Below are 13,390 nucleotides of genomic sequence, written 5' to 3'. Positions count from 1 at the left end.
TTTTCTCTCCTCTTTTATTCTGTTACTATTTTACCATAAAAGCGCAGGCTCTTCATGAAAATCAGCAGAAAAGTTTGATTGTCTGTAAAAATCAAAAAGAACAGCTAAAAAATCCGATGAAAACGTCATCGGATTCTCTGATTATGATTCCTAACCTTTTTTACGCTTTTCAGCAATCTCGGCTGCCTTTTTAGGTAGAACAATCTCCGTCGCATAAGCCGTCGCAAAGCGCATGATTCCTGCAATAGGTGCAAAAATCACCGCTAGATTGTTGTAAAAGAAATCGCCTTTAAAGGCATAGGCAAGGCCCCCGATAATAAAGAAGAGAACGACTGCCTGTATCACTGCTAATAAAATTACTCGTTTCATGTGACCTCCTGACTCTATTATAGCATGAGTATCATCAAAAAGCCGATTAAATTATTCAAAGCGTGTAAAGAAATGCTATAAAGAAGGCCTTTCCTATTGATATAAGCCAAACCCAAACTCAATCCCAGACTAGCATAAACTAAAAACTGTTGCAAAGTCCCTGGAAAATGAATCAAGGCAAAGATAATACTAGATATTAAAAGAAAAACCAGAGTTTGTTTACTATTGTCCTGCTTAGGAAAGAGATAACGTGCCAACATTCCTCTAAAGATGAGTTCTTCCGTCAGAGGAGCAAAAATCACCACCATAAAGAAACCAAAGACAGGCTGAGCCACCGTCAGTTGAGATACGATTTGTTGATTGGTCGATGGGTCGTCTGGCAAAAAGAACTGGGCTGTAATAGCCACTAGCAAAACTAGAGTGGGCAACCAGATATAACGATTAAAAGCAGTCGTCTGGATGCTAACCTTTTCTGTCTGATACCACCTGTAAACTCCATAAACATAGGCCCCTGACAGGGCGATATAAAGTGGCAAAACTCCAAAGATTGAAGCCCCTAGTCCAAGTGCTGACAACGCCATACTCTGAACTAGACCATAACCAAAGAAAAAGGATAGAACAGCTAGCAGAAACCAGCCAAGATTTTTAAGTATTTTCATAAAGATCTCCTATCTTACTTTATAGCTATTTTTCAATACAAAGAGATTTGCTAATCCTAGTAAAAGGATCCATACTAGTAAAAGACCAAGATTTCCCAAAGACAACTCTCCTCCACCTTCTTTTAATAGACCTACCAAAGGACCGATAAAAGAATAGTCCAACACTTTTTGAATCGTATCATTTTGAAGAGCAATCATGGGTAAAAAAGAGACGATAAACATAGGAAAGATACTATAAACTTGCGCTTTAGACTGAGTATCTGACACTGCACCGATTAGAAGGTTGAGAAAAATAACACTAATAGTTGCTAAAACCAAATAGATAACATAGGCCAATAAGTAACCTGATACATCCACTTTAAGATAGATTGGTAGTGAAATCATTCCAAGTAACATAATCAACATAGGGAGAACGAGCATACTGAAAGTATATTCTGTTGCTGTCACACCACTTAGGATGAGTGATTTAAGATTGCGCTTTTCCTTATCCTCTGCTATCATAATCGATACCATATAACCACTTCCCATGCTCAAGACCATCGTCAAACTCATAGAAAGGAGAAACGTACTCAATTCTCCATTCTTATTTAAGAATGCATTATATAGAACAGTCGCTCCAAAAGGCATCAATAGAGTCGCCAACAAAGTTGAATTGCTGATAAGAACTTGTAATCTTAACCATAGTAGGGCATTTAATTTTCTAAACATCTAACTTTTCTCCTGTCAATCTGATAAAGATTTCTTCTAAAGTTGGCTCACAAGAATGAATAGCAATCAGATCTGTCGCATCCAGATGAGGCAATTCTTCAAAAGGAACCACTCGTTCGCGTCCATCTTGATAGTTTAAACGAACCTTTTTATCCACATGGTACTTCTGGATAATATCTTGCGGACTTCCATACTCTATTAAATTACCCTTATTTAAAAGAGAGAGGCGATCGCAAAGCAAGGTTGCTTCATTCATATCGTGGGTTGTTAAAAAGATAGTTGTCCCAGCCTGTTTCAATTCTTGTAAAAGAGCATGAATTGATTTTGAGGTGGTTGGATCAAGACCACTTGTTGGCTCATCTAGAAAGAGAATTTTGGGAGCATTTAAAAGAGCACGAGCCAAGAACATTCGCTGTTTCATACCTGTAGATAGTTTTTCAGCGATAACATCTTTAGCGTCTACCAATCCAACCTGTTGGAGCACCTGCTCCACTCTATCTGACTTGAGGCCGTATAACTTAGCATAGATGAGAAGATTTTTGTAAAGACTCATCTTTTCATAAAAACCACTACTATCACTGACAATCCCGATTTGTTCCAGATCATTTGAAGTCAAATTTTGAGAAAACTTCCCTAAGAGAACCGTCTCCCCCTGATCTGCAGCTAACTGACCCGTCAGAATATTGATCATAGTTGTTTTACCTGAACCTGAAGGTCCTAGGAAGCCAAAAATTTCACCCTCTTGAATCTCGAAAGAAATCTGATGCAGAGCTTTCTTGCTTCCAAAACTTTTGCTTACATTTTCAACACGAATCATAGGAACTCCTTTATTTGAAATAGCGTTTTACCATAGGTAACTGCATCATATTGATATAAACATGGATAGCTCCAACAAGCAAGAAGGCTAGTAGCTGAATCTCTCCTGTCAGTAAGGAAAAGAGATCAATTAGAAAGTAGAGACCTGGCAAGACATAATTATTTAATTGGAATAAAATCCGAAAACTCTGTTCTAAATTAGCCTGGCGTTCCCCTTCATCGTAAGAATTTATAAAGTCCATGACATCCTTTGGTGTAGAGAAAAATGCCAAATCAAACTGACGAACAATCGCAATGGTTTTATAAAGATATTTTTGAACACTGAAAATCAGCACTAATGCTAAAAAAGAAAGAGATAAGGTTAGAAAGCTTTTATTTAGTATAATCGCTTCACTTCCTGAAATGAATAGAGCCAATAAAATCGCTAGGGTTGCAATATTAAAGGCAATGGTTCCAAACTCAAGATTCCGATACATTTGAACATAATAGGTTTCATTCAGATCATCATCCATTTCATCTTGGTACAAGGAGTGAAATTTTCTGCTTTTCTTTAAGAAATTGAAAGTCAAAAGAATGCTAATAAAACCTAACAGTAAACAAATAGCTGATATCCATGGTATCAAGGGTTTTACATCTAAAACGATACCGTGGGATTCGGCACGTGCCTCAAACATCCCTACAAAACCGCCCAAGAAACCTCCAAAGACAACAGACATTAAAAATAACAACCCACGTTTCTTTTTCATATTCATCCTCTTTCTAAACTAAACCAATCCAACTAACCACTGACCAAGGGCTTTACCTGATTCATAAATTGCTGTCAAACCCTCTGTCCCAAGTGATACTAAAATCAAACAAACAGCAAACAAGAGAATAGCATGGTTTCTTGCTTTTTTCGCCCCTTCTCCTAAAGGATCTCTCCCAAGCCAGCCTGCTAGATAAGCATATAGGATGACTGTTAAAATCCCAAACTCTGTTGACGAAAGAAACAGCAAAATGGCTACTAAACGGATGACGTTAGTCTTGACATTAAAATAATTTCCTAAACCTGCACAGACACCTGCAAGTTCTTTGTTCTCAGTATCTACTTGAAAACCTGCTAAAAATTCTTTCATGATTCTTCTCCTCTTACACCTTCTAAACCTTTTGATTTCTTTTCAATCCAGTCAACGACTGGGATAAGAGCAAAGTAGGCCCAAGTAAATTGGTCGCTGTAATAGAGATCAAACCATCCTAGATTTGTTCCAATTAGTAGACACACGCTGACTAATAGAGCTATGGCAACTACATAATAGATCACTTTATACTTGTTCATCACTCGTCCTCCTCCAAGCGAAATACCGATTCGACTGTTTCGTTGAAAATCTGGGATATTTTCAAAGCAATTACAATGGACGGGGTGTATTCGTCCCGTTCTAATAGACTGATGGTCTGCCTGGAAACCCCTGCTAGTTTGGCTAGTTCGGTTTGATTGAGACCATCGCGAGCCCGAAGCTCTTTTAGACGATTTTTCAGCATAACCTTCTCCTTTACTCTTAATTTGATTTCATTGTAACACATCTTTTTCTTTTTGACAAGCATATTTGTCAAAAAGTTTATAATTTTTGTCATTTTGCAAAAGAAAAAGGTCAGGAGTAGGTTCCTGACCAGTTTTTCTACTATTAAAAGCCTAATTTTTCAAAGATTTCTGAGAAGTTTTGGCTGATAGCATCAAGTGACACTTGAACTTCTTCTCGAGTTTGGTTGTTCTTAACTGTCACTTGTCCGCTTTCGACTTCGCTCTCTCCGAGAGTGATGAGGGTCTTAGCCGCAAAGACATCGGCTGACTTGAACTGAGCTTTGAGTTTACGGTTGAGGTAATCACGTTCTGCTTTGAATCCTTGTTGGCGAAGGGCTTGTACCAATTCCAAGGCCTTAACATTTGCTCCTTCACCCAAGACTGCGATATAGACATCTAGGGCGTTTTCAATAGGGAGGGACACACCTTGTTTTTCAAGAATGAGAAGCAGGCGCTCTACACCAAGTCCAAAACCAAATCCAGCAGTTTCTGGGCCTCCAAAGTAGGCAACTAAGCCATCGTAGCGGCCACCTGCACAGACGGTCAAGTCATTGCCCTCGATTTCTGTGATGAACTCGAAAATCGTGTGGTTGTAGTAGTCCAGACCACGCACCATATTGGTATCGATGATGTAATCTACTCCAAGATTTTCCAACATCTGACGCACAGCATCAAAGTGAGCTTGGCTTTCTTCATCAAGGAAATCCAAGATAGACGGCGCATTCTCTACTGCCTCCTTGTCTTCTTTCTCCTTAGAGTCCAAGACACGAAGAGGATTTTCCTCCAAGCGACGTTGGCTATCCTTAGACAAGGTCTCCTTGAGCGGTGTCAAATAGTCGATCAAGGCTTGACGGTAAGCCGCACGACTCTCAGGATTTCCAAGAGTGTTGAGGTGTAGTTTGACACCTTGGATGCCGATTTCTTTCAAGAAATGAGCTGCCATAGCGATGGTTTCCACATCGGTAGCTGGATTGCTTGAGCCAAAACACTCAACACCAATCTGGTGGAACTGACGCAAACGACCTGCCTGTGGACGCTCATAACGGAACATAGGGCCCATGTAATAGAACTTACTTGGCTTTTGCACTTCTGGGGCAAAAAGTTTATTTTCCACATAGGAACGGACAACGGGCGCAGTTCCTTCTGGACGAAGGGTGATATGGCGGTCACCCTTGTCATAGAAATCGTACATTTCCTTGGTTACGATATCGGTTGTATCTCCGACAGAGCGACTGATAACCTCGTAATGCTCAAAAATAGGCGTACGCACTTCCGCATAGTTATAGCGCTTGAAAATTTCACGGGCAAAGCCCTCAACGTACTGCCATTTAGCAGACTCAGCAGGTAAAATATCCTGCGTTCCTTTTGGTTTTTGTAATTTCATAGGGAATCCTCTTTAAACTTAATAGTCTTATTTTACCATAAATAGAGGGATTAAAACAGTGAGAAAAAATTAGGATTTAAATATCATTTTTGAGATTAAGAATTGTCAAAAAAATAGCTAGCAAGGAAAAACCAACAAATAGCATCCAAGTCAACTGTATATTCCATACGGCTACAAGTGAAAAACAGGCTGTACCAAGAGGTACTGATAAGGTAAACAATAAACCTAAAAAATTACTGGTACGAGCTAGAACCTCTGGAGCTAGATTTTTCATGAGCATGGTACTAATCTTTGGGGACACTTTACCAGACACATACAGAGTTGAAAAGAGGAATAGCAAACCAAGCACGACTTGATTGAATACATTCGCCAGACCAACTAAACTAAGTCCTACGGTCGCCCACATCATCAATCTAGGCAAGGACTGCTTCCCAAAATAATCATTGCCCGTAAGGCTACTGATGATGATTGCTACTAAAACACAGACTTGATTGATAAATAGTGCCTCTGTGTAAGAAAAATTCAAGAGTGAATGGCTCAAAAAGAAGATGTTATAAATGCCTCCCAAAGCACCACCCAAGGCATTGATAAGCAAGACAGCAAAGAGCATAAAACCAAAGTTTTTCTGTCCACTTTTAAGAAAAACGAGACGTAAATTTCGGTAAATCGATAGAAACTGATCTTTGATAGAGAGAGTCTCATTTTTCAGTAATTCACCATCAGGAGATGAAATTGACAGGCTTAATTTGCTTTTTCCTAAAAAGAGAATAGCAGCTGATACTAGGAAAAAGCAGGCATTGATTCCCGCAACGAGAGAAAAATTATTGACCGATAGACCTAAGAGCCAGACTCCGAAAGCTTGACCACCAATAGCTGAAATATAGGTGATAAACTGGGAAAAAGAATAAGCCTCCATCAAATCATTTTCAGCTACCTTTTCCTTAATAAGAGGCATGCGCAAACCACCAGCAAAATCACTGATTATATCACTGATAACATTGATCAAACACAGACTAGAAAAAGCAAAGAGACTGCCTTGACCAAGCAACAGAGCTACTAGGAAAAAGAGAAGAGCCTGAAACAAACCGCTGTAAGTCATCCATTTGACCTTGTCCCTCGTGTAATCTGCCCGAATCCCTACAAAAACTGTAAAGAGAGTCGGAAGAATCATCACAATATTCGCCATAGCAACCGCAAAAGAGGCTTGTGGCAAGGTCGATGCATAGACAATAAATACCAAGTTAAAAATAGAAGCACCAAAAGCATTGAAGAAGCGTGACAAAGTCAACAGTCGATAAGCTTGATTTTTGAACAATAGTTTCATAGGTAATCTCCCTTCTTGTTCTAATCCCTATATGAAGTATGACTATAGTATAGCACTTAAAAATTTTAGAGGAAAAACTTTTGAATATATGCAACACACAAAATAAGCAAAAAAACGATAGATCTTCTTTAATGACCTGAGAGAGGTCCAGAGTTCTATCGCTTCAAATTTTAAATCATACTTCTTTAGTAATAAAAAATGAATCTTATCTAAATATAGATTACTCTAATCTTAGTATTCTAAAAATTTTAGGCAACATTATAGTTATATATATTAGGAGGGTTACTCCCCCAAATATGAATATCAACCCTCCATTCACTTCTTTTTGAAAAAGATAAGTGAATACTATGGTACCTATCGGCATGATAGATGTATTTAGTGCAAATAAAGTACTCATTACTCTGCCTAAAAATTTTGTTTCGATGGTACTTTGAAGGTAAGTCATCACAATAATATTTAAAACAACAAGATTAAACGCTATGATTCCCATAAATATACTACCAAGAAAAGAAATAATAATTTGAGAGTTAGCTGATGCAAATGTGATGCCTAAACCAATAATAGCCATAGTTAAGAGAACAAGTGGCATAGTTATCTTACTCGAGAGTAAGATGTTGTTTTCTTTCTTATCTGGCAATAGTGACATTGAAATACTGGCTAAAAGCATTCCTACTGCGGTCATAGTTTCAAGCATCCCTACTGTCGAGTTATCTAACAGAAGTTGCTCTTTTAATACAAAGGGCACCCCAATACTGATAGATGTGTAGAAAAAATTGAGGATAACACTTATAAGAATAATGTATTTTACAATTTGATTTTCTTTAAGAAATTGAATGGTTTCTTTGATTCCATGCAGAGGATTTTCACAATTCGTAGCCTTGTTCTCTTGCTCGTTATATTCATAGTAAAATTTCATACTAAGTAGAACTCCTAAAGAGAGGAGGTTTGCAAAGATTTCAATTAGAATAAAACCTGCAAAACCTAACCAACCATAAAAAATGACTCCAATAGCTGGAGAAAGCATGGCTGCAATTGCAATGGCAGTCTGTGTAACAGAACTTAATCTTTGAATTTTTTTATCATTTACTAATTCATGAATTGAGGCTGAATAACAAGTATCACTTATATTTACTGTAATAGAGTGAAGTATTACAAACGGAATTACTAGGTATAAGATACTCGAAGAATCCATAAGAAAATAAAAAGCATAGAACAAAAGAAAGGTAAAAATTCTAAAGATGAAATTATATATCAAAATTTTCTTGTGTGGGTATCTATCTACTAGATTACCAATGGGAACTAAGAAAATCAAACTGACTAAAGGATAAATAATCATATTAATCCCAAAACTCATTGCAGATTTTGTTTGATCCAGTAGCATCAAACCTAAAGCAAAATTGAAAGATTTCCCGCTCAAAGAGCCAATGAAATTGCTAATAAAATCTTTTATAATTTGCTTATTTGAGATACGGTCACTAATTATATTTTTCATTTACATTCCCCCCTCTTCTTAATTTACAGATATTTAACAATCAGTCGTTTTTCTATAGTATTCGGCAGATTTGTTACAGCCAAGCATCTCAAAAATACGGACAGCATCTTCCATCTTTTTTTGTCCTTCCTTGACTCTACCTTGCTTGCTATCAAGGAGACCTTCCGCCCACAAATAGACAATTCGGAAATAGGTTTCATTTTCCTTGTAGAAATGCTCTTCGATAACACGCTTAAAATAATAGGCATTGGTAAATTCTTCACACTCAATGCTGGCTAAAAAGCCATTCAATAGTATGGTATGAAAAAGGTTTCGGTTCCCCTTCGTCTCCATTAGAAAATCGGATTTGCGTACCATCTCTCTAACATACCTAGTGAAAAGAGAAACAGATAAGAGAGGTGAACTGACTGAGAACAAATTGAGTTCATAGTTCCCCCAAATCTCGGTAGAAAACAAATAATCATGAAGGACTTTCGCTTCCTCTGCTGTTAACTCTACCCTTTCATCCATGCCCTTCATATAAGACTTGATAATAATGGCATTTAGAATATGTTTCTGTTTGTTTTGAGAATGGGCATGCTTTTGATACTCCTTACGATACAAGTCCTCAAGAGGAGCTATATTCTTTGGATCCAAGACATCTAGGATTTCTTTTCTCAACTCAGAATCTGTATCATAGTGAAAACCTCTAGCCAGAAAGAGGATTTCCTCCACACTGGCAGATATATTTTCTAGGGCAGACAGAAACTTTTCCACTGAAAGCTCACTCTGACCTGTTTCAAAACGGGACAACATAGACGGCGAAAATTGTCCCCCAGTTGCTTGTCTTAATGAGATATTTCTTGACTCTCGTAATTGTCTAAAGACATTTCCAAGGTTCTCCATCGTGTTCTCCCTGATTCAGTATTTTCTTCATTTTATCATATTTTTCAGAAAATTCATCAAAAACTTGCCAAATTGTCAGAATTATGAGAAAATAGAGGATATTTATCAGGTGGAGGGACGTAATGAGAGACGATATCAAAATCAATGACCGCGCTTTGGCCTTACAAGACCAAATTATCGAGAAACTAGAGAAGGTTTTTGATACAGATGTGGAATTGGATGTTTACAATCTAGGATTGATTTATGAAATCAATCTGGATGAAACGGGTCTCTGTAAGATTGTCATGACCTTCACCGACACCGCCTGTGATTGCGCTGAAAGCCTGCCTATCGAAATCGTCGCAGGTCTGAAACAAATCGAGGGTATCGAAGATGTCAAGGTTGAAGTTACTTGGTCGCCCGCTTGGAAAATTACACGAATCAGTCGCTACGGCCGCATCGCCCTTGGACTGCCACCTCGCTAAGCAGGCAAATTACTTTTGAAGATGAAAAGAAGCAAGCCGAAGTTGGCTTGCTTTTTGATACTCAATGAAAATCGAAGAGCAAACTAGGAAACTAGCCGCAAGCTGTACTTTAGTACGGTAAGGCGACGTTGACGTGGTTTGAATTTGATTTTCGAAGAGTATGAGTTTATTTTTTACCTGACTTGTCCATATTCCAAAAGTCTGTCACGGCTCCGCGTGAAGCAGATGATACGATGTGAGCATATTTACCAAGGACACCACGGCTATAGAGTGGTGGCAAGGTTGTTTCTGCCTTACGTTTTTCAAGTTCTTCTTCGGATACGGCCATGGAAATTTCTTTGGTATCTTGGTCAACCGTAACGATATCACCTGTACGTAGGTAGGCAATCGGTCCACCATCCTGAGCTTCCGGAGCGATATGTCCAACAACCAGACCATAAGTACCACCAGAGAAACGGCCATCCGTCAAGAGGGCAACCTTATCTCCCTGGCCTTTACCAACGATCATGGATGAAAGTGACAGCATCTCAGGCATACCAGGACCACCTTTAGGTCCAACGAAACGAACAACGACTACATCGCCATCAACGATTTCATCTGTCAGAACGGCCTGGATAGCATCTTCTTCTGAGTCAAAGACCTTAGCTGGACCAACGTGACGACGCACTTTAACACCTGATACCTTGGCAACCGCACCGTCAGGGGCAAGGTTCCCGTTCAAGATGATAAGCGGACCATCTGCACGTTTTGGATTTTCCAGTGGCATGATGACTTTTTGACCTGGCGTGAGGTCTGCAAAGTCAGCCAAGTTCTCAGCAACAGTCTTACCAGTACATGTGATACGGTCTCCGTGAAGGAAACCATTTGCCAACAAGTACTTCATAACCGCAGGGACACCACCGACTTCGTAGAGGTCTTGGAAGACATACTGACCAGAAGGTTTCAAGTCGGCCAAGTGAGGCACACGTTCTTGGATCGTATTGAAGTCCTCAAGTGACAAGTCAACATTGGCAGCATGGGCAATGGCAAGCAAGTGAAGAGTGGCATTTGTAGAACCACCCAGAGCCATAGTTACAGTGATAGCATCTTCAAAGGCTTCACGAGTCAAGATATCTGATGGTTTGAGACCAAGCTCCAGCATCTTGACAACAGCACGTCCTGCTGCTTCGATATCTTCTTTCTTGTCAGCTGATTCAGCTGGGTGAGATGAAGATCCTGGCAAACTCATACCTAGAACTTCAATAGCAGTCGCCATGGTATTAGCAGTGTACATACCACCACAGCCACCAGGGCCCGGGCAGGCATTACATTCGAGACGCTTCACGTCCTCAGCTGTCATATCACCGTGGTTCCATTTTCCGATTCCTTCAAATACCGAAACCAAGTCAATGTCTTTGCCATCAAGATTTCCCGGTGCAATAGTTCCACCATAGGCAAAAATAGCTGGGATATTCATGTTGGCAATGGCAATCATGGAACCAGGCATGTTCTTGTCACAGCCACCGATAGCGACGAATGCATCCACGTTGTGACCACCCATCGCCGCCTCTATTGAGTCTGCAATGATATCACGAGATGTTAGAGAGAAACGCATACCAGGCGTTCCCATAGCAATCCCGTCCGCTACCGTGATAGTCCCAAACTGAACAGGCCAAGCACCTGCTGATTTGACACCTTCTTTGGCCAATTTCCCGAAATCATGCAAGTGGATGTTACATGGTGTATTTTCCGCCCAAGTCGAAATCACTCCCACAATCGGTGTTTCAAAGTCCTTATCTGTCATTCCAGTGGCACGAAGCATGGCACGGTTTGGTGATTTTACCATACTGTCATAAATGCTACTGCGGTGACGTGTATCTAATTCTGTCATCTTATCCCTCCCATTTCAGTTTTTACCATTATAGCACAATTTCCGCATGAAGAACAGAATAAAATTCTTGAATTTTCAGAAAATTTCGATTAATAGATTCTAATTTTTTCATCTTTTTTTGTCAAGTAACTTTACTTTACAAAAAAAATGTGTTATCCTAGTATGGTTGATGAAAATCAGTAGATTGAATCGAATTTAAATACCTAAAGGAGAAATCAAAATGGCAGTACCTGCACGTCGCACTTCAAAAGCGAAGAAAAACAAACGTCGTACACACTACAAAGTAACAGCTCCATCTGTAAACTTTGACGAAACTACTGGAGATTACTCACGTTCTCACCGCGTATCACTTAAAGGATACTACAAAGGACGTAAGATCGCTAAAGCTGCATCAGCTGAATAATAGAAGGGAGATACCATGCGCGTAAATATTACACTTGAACACAAAGAATCTGGTGAACGCTTGTACCTTACTTCTAAAAACAAACGTAACACTCCAGACCGTCTTCAATTGAAGAAATACTCACCAAAACTTCGCAAACACGTTGTGTTTACAGAGGTTAAGTAAGGGTTTCAGTACACGTCAATAGACGTCAAAATATTGATTTTAAGCGATTTTTGATTTTTTGAAACTCATTATATCGCACTACAAATCAATAAAAACTCTACCTTTTACTCTACCTTTTTTAGATAAATATATCATCTGGATATTGAAGTTAAGCCCTGCTATCATTTCGATGGCAGGGCTTTTTAATGTTTGGTACACTACCTTCTTATCTATATTTTGATGGAGCTGAAGTTGACATCTACAAAGTTTAATGTTAAAATACATTCAAAAATATATTTGAATGAGGTGTTTTATGGTTCAAAATGTTGTTACTTCAATAATCCTGTATTCTGGGACAGCCGTAGACTTACTTATTATCCTAATGTTATTTTTTGCCAAAAGAAAAAGCAGAAAAGACATCATTAATATCTATTTAGGACAATTTCTAGGCTCTGTTAGTCTAATATTGCTAAGTTTACTTTTTGCATTTGTCTTAAATTATATTCCTAGTAAAGAGATTTTAGGTTTGCTCGGTTTGATTCCAATTTTCCTAGGACTCAAAGTTTTGCTTTTAGGAGATTCTGATGGAGAAGCTATTGCAAAAGATGGTTTGCGCAAAGATGATAAAAACCTGATTTTTCTAGTCGCTATGATTACTTTTGCAAGCTGTGGTGCTGACAATATTGGTGTTTTTGTCCCATATTTTATTACCTTAAATTTAGCGAATTTGATAGTGGCTTTACTTACTTTTCTAGTCATGATTTATCTCTTGGTTTTTTCTGCCCAAAAATTGGCACAAGTCCCTTCTGTTGGAGAAACTTTGGAAAAATATAGCAGATGGTTTATTGCCGTTGTTTATTTAGGATTGGGGATGTATATCCTGATTGAAAACAACAGCTTTGACATGCTAAGGACTGTGTTCGGCTAGGAGAAAAAATTATGAAAAAAGATAGTATATGCCAAGTGAATATTATAAATCAACAAAATGTTACAACCGCAACGAACTACCTTGAAAAGGAAAAAGTTCAAAAATCACTTCGAATTTTATCAAAGTTTACCGATAATAAACAGATAAATATCATCTTTTATCTCCTTGCTGTTGAAGAACTCTGTGTCTGTGATATAGCCTGTTTACTAAATCTCAGTATGGCATCTGCCTCCCACCATCTTCGTAAACTAGCCAATCAAAACATCTTGGATACTAGAAGAGAGGGGAAAATTATATATTATTTTATAAAAGATGAGGAAATCAGAGATTTTTTTAATCAACTAGGATAACAACTATTTTTACTACTTTCTACTTTTCCATGATTA

19 protein-coding genes are annotated in these 13,390 nt (G+C 38.6%); 5 read left to right on the top strand and 14 right to left on the bottom strand.

Annotated features, from left to right (window positions below; genetic code table 11):
- Positions 1-150 precede the first annotated feature (150 nt).
- The 12 genes from FGK98_RS00850 to FGK98_RS00790 form a co-directional block, all read right to left on the bottom strand.
- Positions 151-369: a hypothetical protein gene (locus FGK98_RS00850; protein WP_138099662.1), complete on the bottom strand. Its 219-nt coding sequence runs from the start codon at positions 367-369 to the stop codon at positions 151-153.
- A gap of 17 nt (positions 370-386) precedes the next feature.
- Positions 387-1,028, bottom strand: a complete 642-nt coding sequence (locus tag FGK98_RS00845) for a CPBP family intramembrane glutamic endopeptidase (protein WP_138099661.1) — start codon at positions 1,026-1,028, stop codon at positions 387-389.
- Positions 1,029-1,037: 9 nt separating this feature from the next.
- Positions 1,038-1,736 (bottom strand): ABC transporter permease, encoded by a 699-nt coding sequence (locus tag FGK98_RS00840; RefSeq protein WP_138099660.1) that lies wholly within the window; start codon positions 1,734-1,736, stop codon positions 1,038-1,040.
- The gene (locus FGK98_RS00835) at positions 1,729-2,553 is read right to left on the bottom strand and encodes an ABC transporter ATP-binding protein (RefSeq protein WP_138099659.1); all 825 of its coding nucleotides are present in this window, start codon (positions 2,551-2,553) and stop codon (positions 1,729-1,731) included. Before FGK98_RS00835 ends, FGK98_RS00840 begins: the two co-directional genes overlap by 8 nt.
- A 10-nt stretch (positions 2,554-2,563) precedes the next feature.
- Positions 2,564-3,298 carry a DUF3169 family protein gene (locus tag FGK98_RS00830; RefSeq protein WP_171011095.1) on the bottom strand — a complete coding sequence of 245 codons (735 nt, stop codon included), beginning with the start codon at positions 3,296-3,298 and terminating at the stop codon, positions 2,564-2,566.
- Between the two features lie 18 nt (positions 3,299-3,316).
- Complete coding sequence (locus FGK98_RS00825; RefSeq protein ID WP_138099657.1) at positions 3,317-3,667, bottom strand: PspC domain-containing protein; 351 nt, start codon at positions 3,665-3,667, stop codon at positions 3,317-3,319.
- On the bottom strand, positions 3,664-3,867 hold the full coding sequence (locus FGK98_RS00820; protein ID WP_138099656.1) for a hypothetical protein: 204 nt from the start codon (positions 3,865-3,867) through the stop codon (positions 3,664-3,666). The genes FGK98_RS00825 and FGK98_RS00820 overlap by 4 nt, the downstream gene beginning before the upstream one ends.
- Positions 3,867-4,070: a helix-turn-helix transcriptional regulator gene (locus FGK98_RS00815; protein WP_084945484.1), complete on the bottom strand. Its 204-nt coding sequence runs from the start codon at positions 4,068-4,070 to the stop codon at positions 3,867-3,869. The genes FGK98_RS00820 and FGK98_RS00815 overlap by 1 nt, the downstream gene beginning before the upstream one ends.
- A 143-nt stretch (positions 4,071-4,213) precedes the next feature.
- The gene (gene hisS / locus FGK98_RS00805) at positions 4,214-5,494 is read right to left on the bottom strand and encodes a histidine--tRNA ligase (protein ID WP_138099655.1); all 1,281 of its coding nucleotides are present in this window, start codon (positions 5,492-5,494) and stop codon (positions 4,214-4,216) included.
- A 76-nt stretch (positions 5,495-5,570) separates the two neighbouring features.
- Positions 5,571-6,818, bottom strand: a complete 1,248-nt coding sequence (locus FGK98_RS00800; protein ID WP_138099654.1) for an MFS transporter — start codon at positions 6,816-6,818, stop codon at positions 5,571-5,573.
- Between the two features lie 220 nt (positions 6,819-7,038).
- On the bottom strand, positions 7,039-8,310 hold the full coding sequence (locus tag FGK98_RS00795; protein ID WP_138099653.1) for an MFS transporter: 1,272 nt from the start codon (positions 8,308-8,310) through the stop codon (positions 7,039-7,041).
- A 33-nt stretch (positions 8,311-8,343) separates the two neighbouring features.
- Positions 8,344-9,195 carry a helix-turn-helix domain-containing protein gene (locus FGK98_RS00790; RefSeq protein ID WP_138099652.1) on the bottom strand — a complete coding sequence of 284 codons (852 nt, stop codon included), beginning with the start codon at positions 9,193-9,195 and terminating at the stop codon, positions 8,344-8,346.
- A 122-nt stretch (positions 9,196-9,317) separates the two neighbouring features.
- Between FGK98_RS00790 and FGK98_RS00785 the strand changes: the two genes are divergently transcribed.
- On the top strand, positions 9,318-9,659 hold the full coding sequence (locus tag FGK98_RS00785; RefSeq protein ID WP_001204052.1) for a metal-sulfur cluster assembly factor: 342 nt from the start codon (positions 9,318-9,320) through the stop codon (positions 9,657-9,659).
- Between the two features lie 166 nt (positions 9,660-9,825).
- Here the strand turns inward: FGK98_RS00785 and ilvD are convergent, their stop codons facing one another.
- Complete coding sequence (ilvD, locus tag FGK98_RS00780; protein WP_138099651.1) at positions 9,826-11,529, bottom strand: dihydroxy-acid dehydratase; 1,704 nt, start codon at positions 11,527-11,529, stop codon at positions 9,826-9,828.
- 220 nt (positions 11,530-11,749) lie between these two features.
- Between ilvD and rpmF the strand changes: the two genes are divergently transcribed.
- A complete protein-coding gene (rpmF, locus tag FGK98_RS00775) occupies positions 11,750-11,932 on the top strand; it encodes a 50S ribosomal protein L32 (RefSeq protein ID WP_000290417.1) in 183 nt (60 codons plus the stop codon).
- Between the two features lie 15 nt (positions 11,933-11,947).
- Complete coding sequence (gene rpmG, locus FGK98_RS00770) at positions 11,948-12,097, top strand: 50S ribosomal protein L33 (RefSeq protein WP_001265622.1); 150 nt, start codon at positions 11,948-11,950, stop codon at positions 12,095-12,097.
- 78 nt (positions 12,098-12,175) lie between these two features.
- On the opposite strand, the gene FGK98_RS10025 is transcribed toward rpmG, so the two are convergent.
- The gene (locus tag FGK98_RS10025; protein WP_117280643.1) at positions 12,176-12,361 is read right to left on the bottom strand and encodes a FanG protein; all 186 of its coding nucleotides are present in this window, start codon (positions 12,359-12,361) and stop codon (positions 12,176-12,178) included.
- 28 nt (positions 12,362-12,389) lie between these two features.
- Here FGK98_RS10025 and FGK98_RS00760 point away from each other — a divergent pair, with 28 nt between their 5' ends.
- Both FGK98_RS00760 and cadX read left to right on the top strand, forming a co-directional pair.
- Complete coding sequence (locus FGK98_RS00760) at positions 12,390-13,004, top strand: CadD family cadmium resistance transporter (RefSeq protein ID WP_006152989.1); 615 nt, start codon at positions 12,390-12,392, stop codon at positions 13,002-13,004.
- 11 nt (positions 13,005-13,015) lie between these two features.
- Positions 13,016-13,354: a Cd(II)/Zn(II)-sensing metalloregulatory transcriptional regulator CadX gene (gene cadX, locus FGK98_RS00755; RefSeq protein WP_000711085.1), complete on the top strand. Its 339-nt coding sequence runs from the start codon at positions 13,016-13,018 to the stop codon at positions 13,352-13,354.
- Positions 13,355-13,390: the final 36 nt, after the last annotated feature.

It is taken from the genome of Streptococcus australis (assembly GCF_901543175.1).
GTDB lineage: Bacteria > Bacillota > Bacilli > Lactobacillales > Streptococcaceae > Streptococcus > Streptococcus australis_A.
This window is presented reverse-complemented; position numbering and strand designations above follow the sequence as displayed.